A 13189-nucleotide genomic window follows, 5' to 3' on the forward strand; every position below is an offset into this window, starting at 1 on the left:
GAGTTGCGCGCCAGTTACCGCGTTTTGCGCCAGTAGTTTCTACGGCGTAGCGCGGTAACTGGCGCACTGGGCGTGTGGTCCGGCGCCGCGAAGCGTGTCGCGCGGTGCCGACGCGGGCGCAACGCGGGCGCAGGCGCGTGGCCCGCCGCGGCATCCGTCAGGGAACGCGGTTGAGCCAGGCCTCCGTGCCGAACTTGGTCTCGACGAGCTCCTCCGCTGCCGCGTACTCGGCATCCGTCAGCTCGCCGGGGGTCGCGCCATAGAGCCCGGCGAAGGTCTCCTTCATGCGCTCGATGATCTCCTCGCGGGCGAGCCCGGTCTGGCTGCGCAGCGGGTCGACGCGCTTGGCGGCGCTCGCGATGCCCTTGTCGCTGAGCTTCTCGCGGCCGATGCGCAGCACCTGCGTCATCACGTCGCCGTCCATGTCGTAGCTCATCGTCACGTGGTGGAGCACGCCGCCGTTGCCGAGGCGCTTCTGCGCGGCGCCGCCGATCTTGCCCTTCGGGCTGGTGATGTCGTTGAGCGGTTGGTAGCTCGCCTCGATGCCGAGCGACTGCAGCGCCTGCAGCACCCACGCGTCGAGGAAGGCGTAGGAGTCGGCGAAGCTCATGCCGCCGACGAGGGATGCCGGCACGTAGAGCGAGTAGGTGATGATGGCGCCCTTCTCCATCATCATGGCCCCGCCGCCGGAGATGCGGCGGACAACGTCGTAGCCGTGCGCTGCCGCGCCCTCCGGGTCGACCTCGTTCTTCAGCGACTGGAAGCTGCCGATGACGACGGCCGACTCGTCCCACTCCCAGATGCGCAGCAGCGGGCCGCGCACGCCGTCGCCGACCTCGGTGGCGAGCACCTCGTCCAGCGCCAGGTGCATCGCAGGCGAGACCGCCTTGCTGTGCACGATCTGCCAGTCGTAGTCGCTCCAGCTGGTCGCGGCGGACAGGGCGCGGCGAATGGCGACGGCCACCCCCTCCGCCGAGAAGCCGAGCAGCACGGCATCCGCGGGCAGCGCCTGCTTCACCGCGGCGGCGTAGCTGGCCGCATCGGCGTTGGCCGACATGCCCTCGATACCGGCATTGACCGCGTCGAGCGCCTCGTCGGGCTCGAGGAAGAAGTCGCCGGCGAGCCGGAATCCCCTGATCGCACCCTCGACGACCTCGAAGTCGACGACGACAAGCTTGCCGCCAGGAACCTTGTATTCACCATGCACGCGTTCAGCCTACGACTGCGCGACGCGATGCGTCGCGAAAGGCTTGCCGCGACAGCGGCAAGCAAGGCGGCAGCCCCAGCCAAGGAAATCTCAGGAACCGCAACCGGTGCGGGTGCGGGTGCCGGTGCGGGTGTGCGTACGTCAGTCGCGCGCCGGCATCCGCTCGTCCAGCCACCCGATCGTGTCGGCCATCACCTCGGCGCGGTTGATCTCGTTGAAGACCTCGTGCCGTGCGCCCGGGTAGACGATCAGCGTCACGTCGGTGAGCCCGGAGCGCGTGCGGTAGGACTCGACGAGCTTGAGTGCGCTCTTCTCCGCTCCGAGGGAATCGTCGTCGCCGACCTGCACCAGCAGCGGCAGATCCGGCAGGTGGCGGGCGGGGCGGCCGAGCAGGCGCAGCGCGTCGATCGGCCCGAACAGCTTCATCAGCGGTGTGGTCGTGGTGAGCGGGTCGGCGAGGAAGGCACTGTGCACGGCGGGGTCGCGGCTCAGCCACTCGACCCCGGTCGTGCCGAGATGGGTGTGCCTGCGGTTGAGGTCGCCGCTCTCCATGGAGCCGAACATCCGGTACGCGGTGCCGGTGAGGATGACGGCGTCGAAGTCGTTGGGGTGCTTATTCACGAGGATCTGCGACATCAGCGAGCCCCAGGAGTGCCCGAGCAGGACGAGCGGCAGGCCGGGGTGCTCCGCCCGCGCCTCGGCCGTGATGATGCCGGTGAACTGATGCAGCGCGTCGAGCGTGGCGCGCAGCCCGCCTGGGCCGAGCTTGCCCATGCGGTCGAGGTCACCGCCGTGCTGCTCGAACCCGGTGCGGCCGTGGCCGCGGTGGTCATCGGCGTACACCGAGTAGCCGGCCGTGTTCAGCGCGCCGACCAGCTCGAGGTAGCGCAGCGCGTGCTCGCCGACGCCGTGCGCGAGCTGGACCACGGCGCGCGGATTCGGCACCGGCCAGGAGTAGTAGTGGATGTGCACGCCGTGCGCATCGGTGTAGGTGCGGCTCGGAATCTCGATGTCGCTGCTCGGCTGGCCCATGCGGCCATTCTGGCAGCTCGACGCGCAGCGTCGAGAGAGGCGGCAGCCAGATCCAAGGAAATCTTTGGACAGTTCTCGGTTCCTGCCGGGTTTCGACCCTTCGACAAGCTCAGGTCAGGCCAAGCTCAACCACCCGAGGCCCCCTCCCGGGCAGGCCTGACCGGGGTCCGCGGCAGCTTGAATTTACTTAGCAAGGCTAATGAGCTATGCTAATGAATCGTGGCCAAGACTATTGCCGAGCAGAGCTCAGACGTACGCATGGCCACCCTTCGACTCGCGCGCAGGCTGCGGGCCGAGAAAGCCGATGACGACCTCAGCGACGGACAGTTCTCTGTGCTCGCCGCGCTCTACGTGCACGGGCACCACACGCTCGGTGCCCTCGCCGAGCGCGAGCACATCTCGTCGCCGTCGATGAATCGCACCGTCAACTGCCTCGAGGGCCTGGGCTACCTGGTCCGCGAGGCCGACGCGGAGGACCGCCGCAAGGTCAACATCAGCCTCACCGAGGCCGGCCACACCGTGGTCACAGAAACAGTCAAGAAGCGCGACCGCTGGCTCACCCGCCAGATGCGGGAGCTCAGCAGCGAAGAGCGGGCCACCCTGGCATCCGCCGCCGAAATTCTCAGGAGATTAGCCACCCAGTGAGTGCCATGTTCCGCTCCCTCTCGAATTACAACTACCGCGTCTGGTTCATCGGCGCGCTGGTCTCCAACGTGGGTGCGTGGATGCAGGCGACGACACAGAACTGGGTCGTGCTCACCCAGCTGACCGACAACGACGCCGTGGCCGTCGGCATCACGATGGCACTGCAGTTCGGGCCGCAGCTCGTGCTCGTGCCGATCACCGGCCTCATCGCCGACCGCTTCGACCGGCGCACGATCCTCTTCTTCACGCAGTCGTCGCTGATGCTGCTCGGCACCGCGCTCGGCCTGCTGCTGCTGCTCGGCCACGCCGAGCTCTGGCACCTCTACCTCTTCGCGCTGCTGCTCGGCATCGTCAACGCCATCGATGGCCCCGCCCGCCAGACCTTCGTCTCCGACCTGGTCAGCGAACACAACATGGCTAACGCCGTCGCCCTCAACTCGGCCTCGTTCAACGCCGCCCGCCTCATCGGTCCGGCCGTCGCCGGCCTGCTGATCGTGCTCATCGGCTCCGGCTGGGTGTTCATCGTCAACGCCTTCACCTTCATCGGCGTGCTGATCGCCCTCGCCATGCTCAACTCGAGCAGGCTGCGCCGGATGCCGCGGGCTCCCCGCTCCCGCGGGCAGTTCGTCGAGGGCTTCCGCTACGTGTCGAAGCGGCCAGACCTCATCGTCGTCTTCATCATCGTGTTCCTTGTCGGCGCCTTCGCCATGAACTTCCCGATCGTGTCCTCGACCATGGCCGTCGAATTCGGTCGAGGCGCCGGCGAGTACGGCCTGCTCTCCTCGATCCTCGCGATCGGCTCTCTCTCCGGCGCACTGCTCGCCGCGCGGCGCGAGCGGGCCCGGTTCGGCGTGATCATCATCGCCGTCGGCGGCCTGGGCGTCGCCTCGTTGATCTCCGCGCTGATGCCGTCGTTCTGGACCTTCGCCGCCTCCGTGATCTTCATCGGCTTCGCCGCCGTCACCATGCTCACCACGGCGAACGGCTTCGTGCAGACCACGACGGAGCCGGCCGTGCGCGGCCGCGTGATGGCGCTCTACATGGCGATCCTGATGGGCGGAACCCCCGTCGGCGCCCCGATCGTCGGCTGGGTCGCGAACGCGATGGGCCCGCGCTGGGCGCTCGGCGTCGCCGCGGTCGCCGGCCTCGTCGGCTTCGCGATCGGAGTCGGCTGGCTCGTCATTGCCCATGAGCTGCGCCTGCAGCCGCACCCGCAGGCCCGTTGGCGCCTCGTGCTGACGCACAGCGGCCGCCCGCTCAGCGCCTTGATCGAGGCAGAGTCGCTCGACGGCCGGATCGACGGCGTGCGGATGCCGGTGCCGACAACGACCACGCCGATCGCCGTGGTCAGCGAGAACCGCGTGACGCCCGAGGAGTTCTCGGAGCAGGTCGCGCTCACCTCGCCGATCCCGCTGCCGAAGTACCAGCGCGAGCGCGCAGAGGCCGAGGCCGCGGAAGGCGCCGGCCGCCGCTAAGGAAACGTCAAGAACCGCCACCACTGCCTGACGGTTTGGACGGCTCTACCGGCTGGCTGCGCCTGAAGTGGCGCGGAGCAACAGCGATACGCTCGAAGCATGAGCTCAGCGGCATCCGTCACCCCCGAGTCCCAGCCACCACTCGTCGTCAGCCTGCCCGGCAACGCCCTGCGGGCAGCGCTCGGGCCGGTGCCGGACGGCGTCGAGCTGATTGACTGGGACATGAAGGGCCCGGCGCCGCTCCCCCACATCGACATCGTCGTGCAGCCGTACATGGGCGCGACGCCCCTGCTCGCGAACCTCGCGGGCACGAGCACACGGCTCGTGCAGAGCCAGTCGATCGGCTACGACGGGGTGGCCGATGTGCTGCCCGGCGGGCACGTCTTCGCGAATGCGGCGTCCGTGCACGAGACATCGACAGCCGAGCTCACGCTCGCCCTCATCCTGGCCTCGCAGCGCGGGATCCCCGACTTCGTCCGCGCCGCCGGCGAGGGTCGCTGGGCGCCGGCCCGGCACGCCAGCCTCGCCGACCGCACCGTGCTCATCATCGGCTACGGCGGCGTCGGCCAGGCGATCGAGGCCAGGCTCCTCCCGTTCGAGGTGAACGTCGTGCGCGTCGCATCCAGCGCCCGCCAGGGCGAGACCGGCCCGATCCACGGCATCGCTGAACTGCCGGAGCTGCTTCCGCAGGCCGACATCGTCGTGGTCGGCGTCCCGCTCAGCGAGAGCACCCACCACCTCGTCGACGACGCCTTCCTGGCGGCGATGCCGGACGGCGCGCTGCTGGTGAACATCGCGCGCGGTCCGGTCGCCGACACGGCCGCGCTGCTCGCGCACGCCGGCAGGGGCCGGCTGCGGCTGGCCCTCGACGTGACGGACCCGGAGCCGCTGCCGGCCGGGCATCCGCTGTTCACGCTGCCGAACGTGCTGATCTCGCCCCACGTCGGCGGGGCGTCGACGGCGATGATGCCGCGCATGGCTCGCCTCTTGGCCGATCAGATCGAGCGGATGCTGCAGGGCGACGCCCCACGCAACGTGGTCGTCCGCAGCTAGCTCAGCCCCGCTCGCCGGGCGCTAGCCGACGGTGGAGGCGCGCACGACGAGCTCCGGCTGGAACACGATCTGTTCGCGCACGAAATCCGCCCCGCCGGCCGCCTCACGCAGCAAGAGGTCGACGGCTGTTGACCCGATGAGCGTGCTCGGCTGCCGGATCGAGCTGAGCGGAACGACGGTGGCTGCGGCGAAATCGATGTCGTCGTAGCCGATCAGCGCCACGTCCTGCGGCACGCGCACCTCACCGAGCATTGTCAGCGCCTGCAGGATGCCGACCGCGAGCAGGTCGTTGACCGCGAAGACTGCCTCGGGCCTGGCGAATGCTGCGCGGTCGCGCAGCGCCTCGCCGACGGAGCGCCCGTGCAGCACGGTGAGGCCCTCGGAGTCGATCACCTCGAGGCTCGCTCCGTACACCTCGTCCACGGCATTCTGCGCACCGCGCAGGCGGTCGGCGACCTGACGGATGCCGAGGTGCCCGCCAACGAAGGCGATGCGACGACGGCCGAGGTCGAGCAGGTGGCGCACGGCCAGATAGCCGCCGGCGACGTCATCGACGGACACGGAGGAGAACTCCCGTTCGCCGTCCTGGCGGTCGACGAGAACCGTCGGAGTGCCGCGATCGCGCAGCGCACGCAGGCGGCTCAGGTCTTCGCTCAGCGGCGAGATGAGCACGCCGTGCACGCGCTGCTCCTGGAAGAGGTCGATGTATGCCGCCTCGCGCTCCGGCTTCTCGTCGCTGTTGCCGAGCAACACAGAGAGCGAGCCATCCGCCGCGCGGTCTTCTGCGCCGCGCGCGACATCCGTGAAGAAGGGGTTGCGGACGTCGAGCACGATCAGGCCGATGCTGTGGCTCTGGCCGGCGCGCAGCTGCCTGGCTGCCTCATTGCGCACGAAGCCGAGCGACTCGATCGCCTCTTGCACACGGGCGACGGTGTCCGGCGCCACCTTGTCGGGGCGGTTCATCACATTGGACACGGTGCCGACTGAGACGCCTGCGAGCGCAGCGACATCCCTCACACTCACGGACACGGCTTCCCTCTCCCCCTGGGCACCCGCCCAGCCAACGCCACCGGACGACGGCAGCTCTGAGACTACGCAATAAAACGTATCAATTCGACCCCGTTTCGATTTGACAGTGCCCGATCCTGGGCATAGATTGCTCACGTTCGAAAAGATTAAAACGATTCAATAGCTCCTCACTGTGGAGGTTAGGTCCGTCAATGTCGATAACTCCCAGCACCGTCGGGCCAGCCGCGCTCGAGCTTCGAAACGTTGCAAAGTCCTTCGGCGCCGTCGTTGCTCTGAAGTCAGCCAGCCTGACCGTGCAGATGAATTCGATCCACGCGCTCGTCGGCGAGAACGGCGCGGGCAAATCGACACTCGTCAAGATCGTCGCCGGCCTCTACCAGCGAGACAGCGGCGACTTCCTGCTCCGCGGCGAAGAGGTGGACTTCTCGTCCACCGCCGAATCGAAGGCGGCCGGCATCGCCGTCATCTACCAGGAGCCGACGCTGTTCCCCGATCTCTCGGTCACCGAGAACATCTTCATGGGGCGCCAGCCGACCAACCGCTTCGGCAAGATCGACCGCAAGCGGATGCGCAGAGAGGTTCAGGGGCTCTTCGCCCGCCTCGACGTGCGCATCAACCCCGATCGTCCGGCAGAGGGATTGTCGATCGCCGATCAGCAGATCATCGAGATCGCCAAGGCCATCTCGCTTGACGCCCGCGTGCTCATCATGGACGAGCCGACGGCCGCGCTCAGCGGTGTCGAGGTCGAACGCCTCTTCGCAGTGGCCAGGAGCCTCCGCGACGAAGGCCGCGCGCTCGTCTTCATCTCCCACCGCTTCGACGAGGTCTTCGCGCTCTGCGACACGATCACCGTCATGCGCGACGGCGAGTACATCTCCACCGACAGCATCGAGTCGACCACCGTTCCCGAGATCGTGCGCCGCATGGTCGGCCGCGATGTCGCCGATCTCTTCCCGAAGCAGCCAGCAGAGATCGGCGAGCCGGTACTCGAGGTCGTCGGCCTGAACTCCGCCGGCATCTTCCACGACGTCAACTTCACCGTGCGCGCAGGAGAAATCGTCGGCCTCGCCGGCCTCGTCGGCGCCGGGCGCAGCGAGATCGCACGCGCCATCTTCGGCGTCGACAACTACGACGCCGGCACCGTGCGCATCGCAGGCACGACCGTTCCCCGGCGCAATCCGGCTGCGGCCATGAGCCTCGGCCTCGCCCTGGTGCCTGAGGACCGCCGCAAGCAGGGCCTCGTGATCGACGCCACCGTCAGTCGCAGCACGACCATGGCCATCCAGAAGCAGCTGACGAAGTTCGGGCTGCTCACTTCCCGCGCCGAGAACGCCGCCGCCCGCATCTGGGCCAGCCGTCTCGAGGTCAAGACCAACGCGCTCGACACCGTGGTCGGCACCCTGAGCGGCGGCAACCAGCAGAAGGTCGTGCTGGCGAAGTGGCTCGCCACGAACCCCCGCGTCCTGATCATCGACGAGCCGACGCGCGGCATCGACGTCGGAACCAAGTCCGAGGTCCACCGCTTGCTCTCGGAGCTCGCCGGGAAGGGTCTCGCCATCTTGATGATCTCCTCAGAGCTTCCAGAGGTGCTCGGCATGGCCGACCGCGTGCTCGTCATGCGCGAGGGCCGCCTCACCGCCGAGCTGAGCAGGGCAGAAGCCACCTCAGAAACTGTTATGTACGCCGCGACGCACGCATCGGAGCACCACTCGTGACCATGACGCTGACCCCACCCTCAGCCCAGACGCCCGCCCCCAGCCGCAGTGGATTCACGCTCGGCCTGTACTCCTTCCTGCGCGCACGAGAGACGAGCATCCTGCTCGCGCTGATCCTCGTCATCCTCGTCACGACGATCAAGAACCCCAACTTCCTGTTCAGCCCCGACGGGTGGCGCGATCTGCTGCTGACGCCGGCGATCCTGATCTTGGTGGCCATCGGCCAGGCGATCGTGATCATCACCCGCAGCGTCGACCTCTCGGTCGGCTCGGTCCTCGGCCTCACCGCATACCTGACCGGCCGTCTCTTCATCGACATCCCCGGCATCCCGATCATCGCCGTGTTCGTCGCCGGCATCGTGCTCGGCGGGCTGCTCGGACTCATCAATGGCGCACTGGTGGCCTTTGCGAAGGTGCCGGCGCTGGTGATCACGCTCGGAACGCTCTACGCCTACCGCGGCATCAATGTGCTCTGGGCCGGCAGTGACCGGATCAACGCATCGGACATGCCCAAGGACTTCCTCGCCCTGGGCACCAGCTCGCTGCTCTCGATCCCGGTGCTGACCATCATCGCCGTGATCGTGCTCGTCGCGGCCGGCTGGTACATGCGAAACACCCGCGGTGGACGCGAGTTCTACGCGATCGGTTCCGAGCCGGCCGCGGCCGAACTGTACGGCCTGCGTGTCACCAAGCGCATCCTCATCGCCTTCGTCGCCTGTGGCGCTCTGGCCGGCCTGGCCGGCGTGCTCTACGCAGCCCGCTACGGCACCGTCAACTCGCAGGCAGGCAGTGGCTTCGAGCTGGATGCCGTCGGCGCGGCGGTGATCGGCGGCGTGGCGATCTTCGGCGGCAGCGGCACGGTCTGGGGCGCCGCCCTGGGTGCTGCACTCCTGCTCACGATCAACCGCGCGCTCCCGATCCTCGGCGTTCCCGATTTCTGGCAGCGTGCCGTCGTCGGCGTGCTCATCATCGGCGCCATCGTTCTCGACCGGGTGCTCTCGCTCCGTCAGACCCGCAAGCTCCTGGAAGAGAGGGACGACTCGAATGTCTAGCACCGCAACCATTCCGGCCCAGACGACCGCTCCCCGCGTCTACCGCGACTACGGCCGGCCCGCGTGGCGCCGCATCCTCTTCACCCGCGAAAGCGCCGTCATCGGACTGCTGATCCTGGTGATCATCGGAGCCACGTTCGGTGTGCGCAACTTCGGCAGCCCGATCACGATGACCTACCTGTTGCTCGATGTCGCGCCGATCCTGCTCATCGCGCTGCCGATGACGCTGGTCATCATCACGGGCGAGATCGACCTCTCGGTTGCGAGCATGGTCGGGCTGAGCAGCGTGCTCGTCGGCATCCTGCACCAGGGCGGTCTGCCCATCCCCGCCGCAGCGGCCGTTGCGATCATCGCCGGCGCGGTTGGCGGGGCACTGAACGGCTTCCTCGTGACCGCCGTCGGTCTGCCATCGCTGGCCGTGACGATCGGAACGCTCGCGCTGTACCGCGGACTCGCCGTCGGCCTGCTCGGCACAACGGCCGTCACCGATTTCGACGAGTTCTGGACGAGCCTCGCCAAGTCGAAGATCGGCGAGACCGGCATCCCGTCGATCATGATCCCGTTCGTGCTTCTCGCGATCGTCTTCGCCGTTCTGCTGCACTTCACACCGTTCGGCCGGGGCATCTTCGCGATCGGCCTGAGCCCGGATGCCGCGACGTTCTCCGGCGTCAACGTCAACCGCACGAAGATGATCCTCTTCATCCTGACCGGCACGCTCTCGGCCTTCGCCGGCATCTACTACACGCTGCGATTCGGCAGCGCCCGCGGCGACAACGCGACGGGGCTCGAGCTCCAGGTCATCGCCGCGGTGCTCCTCGGCGGGGTGTCGATCTTCGGCGGCCGCGGTGCGCTGCACGGAGTCATCGCCGGCGTTCTCCTGATCGGCGTGCTCGCCAGCGCGCTGCGCCTGGCCAACGTCACGTCCGACGTCATCAACATCATCACCGGGGTGCTGCTCGTGCTCTCGGTGGTGTCAGCAAGCTTCCTGGCCTGGCTTCAGAAGAAGAGGCAGGGCCCGGGAAGGCTCAAACGAGGTCGGACCCCCGCAGCCAAGGCCTAAGTCCACCTTGTCGTCGATGCAATCACACATCGGCTTCACCCCATAGATAGGAAGAACAACGATGTTGATCCACAACCGTTTCTCGGGCAAGACCCGTGTCGGCGCCATCGCAGCACTCGCCGTGAGCGTTGCGCTTCTGGCCTCCGGCTGCTCGGCCAACACTGACGGCGGCACGACCGCTGGCGGCGATGCCGGCAGCGCGAACCTGGCGGTCACCTTCCTGCCGAAGAATCTCGGCAACCCGTACTTCGACACCTCAGACAAGGGTGGCGAAACCGCCGTCAATGAGTTCGGCGGTACATTCGCGCAGGTCGGGCCGGCAGAGGCCAGCCCCGATGCCCAGGTCAGCTACATCAACACACTTACCCAGCAGGGTGTCGGCGCGATCGTGGTTTCGGCCAACGACCCGAAGGCCATCGGCGACGCACTGAACGAGGCTCGTGACGCCGGCATCAAGGTCGTCACCTACGACTCCGACACCGAGGCACAGTTCCGCGATGTCTTCATCAACCAGGCCGACTCCGCCGGCATTGCCAAGGTGCAGGTCGACATGATCGCAGAGCAGATCGGTGACGCCGGCGAGATCGCCATCCTCTCCGCCAGCGCCAACGCGACGAACCAGAACGCCTGGATCGAGCTCATGAAGGCCGATCTGGCCGAGAACCACCCGGACATCACGCTCGTCGAGACCGTCTACGGCGATGACGATGACCAGACCTCGTTCGACAAGACCGCGGCCCTGCTGCAGACCCACCCGAACCTCAAGGGCATCGTCTCTCCCACCACCGTCGGAATCGCTGCAGCCGCTCGCTACCTGCAGACCTCTGACTTCAAGGGCAAGGTTGCTCTCACCGGTCTCGGAACGCCGAACCAGCTGCGCGACTACATCGACGACGGCACGATGACGGCGTTCGCCCTGTGGAACCCGGCCGACCTCGGCTACCTGGCCGCGTTCGCGGCGAAGGCGCTCATCGTCGGTGACATCACCGGTGCAGAGGGTGACACCTTCGAGGCCGGCAAGCTCGGTTCGTACACGGTTGGCGCCGACAGTGTCGTGCTGCTCGGCGACCCCTACGTGTTCAACAAGGACAACATCGCGGACTTCGACTTCTAAGTCCCGCTGTGATCACCGTCCGGCCGGCGAGGTGGGTCGCCGGCCGGACTCTCGGTCCTCCACCCACCGAAGCCTCCATGAACACCACTCAAAGGACTAGCCACATGCAGCGTGTCTGCTTCCAGCTGCAGGTCAAGCATGACCGCATCGATGCCTACACGGAGCGCCACGCGGCCGTGTGGCCCGAGATGCTCGAGGCACTCGAGCGCTGCGGCTGGCACAACTACTCGATCTTCCTGCGCCCAGACGGGCTGCTGATCGGCTACTTCGAAACCCCCTCCCTGACCGACGCCCTCGCCGGCATGGCCGACACCGCGGTCAATGCGCGCTGGCAGGCGTCGATGGCCGAGTACTTCGAAGACCTCGACGGTGCGGCACCCGACGAGGGCTTCCTCGTTCTCGATGAGGTCTTCAACCTGGAGGAGCAGCTGACCGCGACTCGCGCCGGCCTTGACTCTTCCCCCACAAATTGAAACGATTCATAGATTCACTCGCCGAGTTGTTTCAGATTCGTTCCCCCCAAACTTTCACCCGCAGCACACACACTCGTCGGCATCGTCGACACGTCTAGAGAAGTGACAAGGCCCATGACCACCACCTTCGATTCCATCGCCGGCCAGCTCGACGGCCAGGCCATTGAGCTCCCATCGTGGGCGTTCGGCAACTCAGGCACCCGTTTCAAGGTCTTCTCGACCCCCGGTACGCCGCGCACCATCCAGGAGAAGCTGACGGATGCCGCGCAGGTGCACAGGCTGACCGGCCTCGCACCGAAGGTGGCCTTGCACATCCCGTGGGACAAGGTCGACGACTACAGCGCCCTGCGTGAGTTCGCGGCCGGTGTCGGCGTCGAGCTCGGCACAGTCAACTCCAACACCTTCCAGGACGACGACTACAAGTTCGGCAGCCTCACCCACACGGATGCAGTCGTGCGCCAGAAGGCCATCGACCACCACTTCGAGTGCATCGATGTGATGAACGCCACCGGCTCGAGCGATCTGAAGATCTGGCTCGCCGACGGCACCAACTACCCGGGCCAGGGAGACATCCGCGGCCGCCAGGACCGGCTCGCCGAGTCGCTGCAGGCCATCTATGACCGGCTCGGCGACGAGCAGCGCCTTGTGCTCGAGTACAAGTTCTTCGAGCCGGCGTTCTATCACACCGATGTTCCCGACTGGGGCACCAGCTACGCCCACGTCACCGCGCTCGGCGAGAAGGCCTTCGTCTGCCTCGACACCGGCCACCACGCCCCTGGCACCAACATCGAGTTCATCGTCGCCCAGCTGCTGCGCCTCGGCAAGCTCGGCTCATTCGACTTCAACTCGCGCTTCTACGCCGACGACGACCTGATCGTCGGCGCGGCCGACCCGTTCCAGTTGTTCCGCATCATGTACGAGGTCGTGCGCGGCGGCGGCTACGGCCCCGCGACCGAGAGCGGCACCTCGCCGGTCGCGTTCATGCTCGACCAGTGCCACAACGTCGAGGACAAGATCCCCGGTCAGATCCGCTCCGTGCTGAACGTGCAGGAGATGACGGCCCGTGCGCTGCTCGTCGATCGCATCGCGCTGGATGCCGCGCAGGCCACCGGTGACGTGCTCGGCGCCAACGCCATCCTGATGGACGCCTTCTACACCGATGTGCGCGGCCCGCTCGCGGCCTGGCGCGAGTCGCGTGGCCTGCCTGCCGACCCGATGGCGGCGTACGCGGCGTCCGGCTACCAGGCCCAGATCGCGGCGGAGCGCGTCGGCGGCACCCAGTCGAGCTGGGGCGCGTAGCCCGCGGCATCGACCAAACACCGCCACATTTCCGC

At 67.4% G+C, this 13189-nt stretch carries 12 protein-coding genes; 9 read left to right on the forward strand and 3 right to left on the reverse strand.

All coding sequences use genetic code 11. The features are described 5' to 3' along the window. Positions 1 to 157: 157 nt before the first annotated feature. Both lplAB and EV379_RS15595 read right to left on the reverse strand, forming a co-directional pair. Positions 158 to 1207 (reverse strand): lipoate-protein ligase LplAB, encoded by a 1050-nt coding sequence (lplAB, locus tag EV379_RS15590; protein WP_130506939.1) that lies wholly within the window; start codon positions 1205 to 1207, stop codon positions 158 to 160. Between the two features lie 141 nt (positions 1208 to 1348). After that, positions 1349 to 2239, reverse strand: coding sequence for an alpha/beta fold hydrolase (locus EV379_RS15595; protein WP_130506940.1), 891 nt, complete (start codon positions 2237 to 2239; stop codon positions 1349 to 1351). A gap of 219 nt (positions 2240 to 2458) precedes the next feature. Between EV379_RS15595 and EV379_RS15600 the strand changes: the two genes are divergently transcribed. The 3 genes from EV379_RS15600 to EV379_RS15610 all read left to right on the forward strand — a co-directional run bounded on the left by EV379_RS15600 (position 2459) and on the right by EV379_RS15610 (position 5412). Beyond that, positions 2459 to 2884: a MarR family winged helix-turn-helix transcriptional regulator gene (locus tag EV379_RS15600; RefSeq protein WP_341273539.1), complete on the forward strand. Its 426-nt coding sequence runs from the start codon at positions 2459 to 2461 to the stop codon at positions 2882 to 2884. 5 nt (positions 2885 to 2889) lie between these two features. Beyond that, positions 2890 to 4359 carry an MFS transporter gene (locus tag EV379_RS15605; RefSeq protein ID WP_130507535.1) on the forward strand — a complete coding sequence of 490 codons (1470 nt, stop codon included), beginning with the start codon at positions 2890 to 2892 and terminating at the stop codon, positions 4357 to 4359. Between the two features lie 99 nt (positions 4360 to 4458). Further along, positions 4459 to 5412 carry a 2-hydroxyacid dehydrogenase gene (locus EV379_RS15610; RefSeq protein ID WP_130506941.1) on the forward strand — a complete coding sequence of 318 codons (954 nt, stop codon included), beginning with the start codon at positions 4459 to 4461 and terminating at the stop codon, positions 5410 to 5412. Positions 5413 to 5433: 21 nt separating this feature from the next. Here EV379_RS15610 and EV379_RS15615 read toward each other — a convergent pair whose 3' ends face one another. Then, positions 5434 to 6441 (reverse strand): LacI family DNA-binding transcriptional regulator, encoded by a 1008-nt coding sequence (locus EV379_RS15615; RefSeq protein ID WP_207226283.1) that lies wholly within the window; start codon positions 6439 to 6441, stop codon positions 5434 to 5436. 191 nt (positions 6442 to 6632) lie between these two features. On the opposite strand from EV379_RS15615, the gene EV379_RS15620 reads away from it, so the two are divergent. The 6 genes from EV379_RS15620 to rhaI all read left to right on the forward strand — a co-directional run bounded on the left by EV379_RS15620 (position 6633) and on the right by rhaI (position 13154). Next, positions 6633 to 8156: a sugar ABC transporter ATP-binding protein gene (locus tag EV379_RS15620; protein WP_130506942.1), complete on the forward strand. Its 1524-nt coding sequence runs from the start codon at positions 6633 to 6635 to the stop codon at positions 8154 to 8156. A gap of 2 nt (positions 8157 to 8158) precedes the next feature. Then, positions 8159 to 9208, forward strand: a complete 1050-nt coding sequence (locus EV379_RS15625; protein ID WP_130506943.1) for an ABC transporter permease — start codon at positions 8159 to 8161, stop codon at positions 9206 to 9208. After that, the gene (locus EV379_RS15630) at positions 9201 to 10268 is read left to right on the forward strand and encodes an ABC transporter permease (protein WP_130506944.1); all 1068 of its coding nucleotides are present in this window, start codon (positions 9201 to 9203) and stop codon (positions 10266 to 10268) included. Before EV379_RS15625 ends, EV379_RS15630 begins: the two co-directional genes overlap by 8 nt. Before the next feature lie 61 nt (positions 10269 to 10329). Next, positions 10330 to 11382: a rhamnose ABC transporter substrate-binding protein gene (gene rhaS, locus EV379_RS15635; protein ID WP_130506945.1), complete on the forward strand. Its 1053-nt coding sequence runs from the start codon at positions 10330 to 10332 to the stop codon at positions 11380 to 11382. A 104-nt stretch (positions 11383 to 11486) separates the two neighbouring features. After that, on the forward strand, positions 11487 to 11855 hold the full coding sequence (locus EV379_RS15640) for an L-rhamnose mutarotase (protein WP_130506946.1): 369 nt from the start codon (positions 11487 to 11489) through the stop codon (positions 11853 to 11855). Between the two features lie 114 nt (positions 11856 to 11969). Continuing rightward, positions 11970 to 13154, forward strand: a complete 1185-nt coding sequence (gene rhaI / locus EV379_RS15645) for an L-rhamnose isomerase (protein WP_130506947.1) — start codon at positions 11970 to 11972, stop codon at positions 13152 to 13154. Positions 13155 to 13189: the final 35 nt, after the last annotated feature.

Origin of the sequence: Microterricola gilva (assembly GCF_004217495.1) — a bacterium.
Lineage (GTDB): Bacteria > Actinomycetota > Actinomycetes > Actinomycetales > Microbacteriaceae > Microterricola > Microterricola gilva.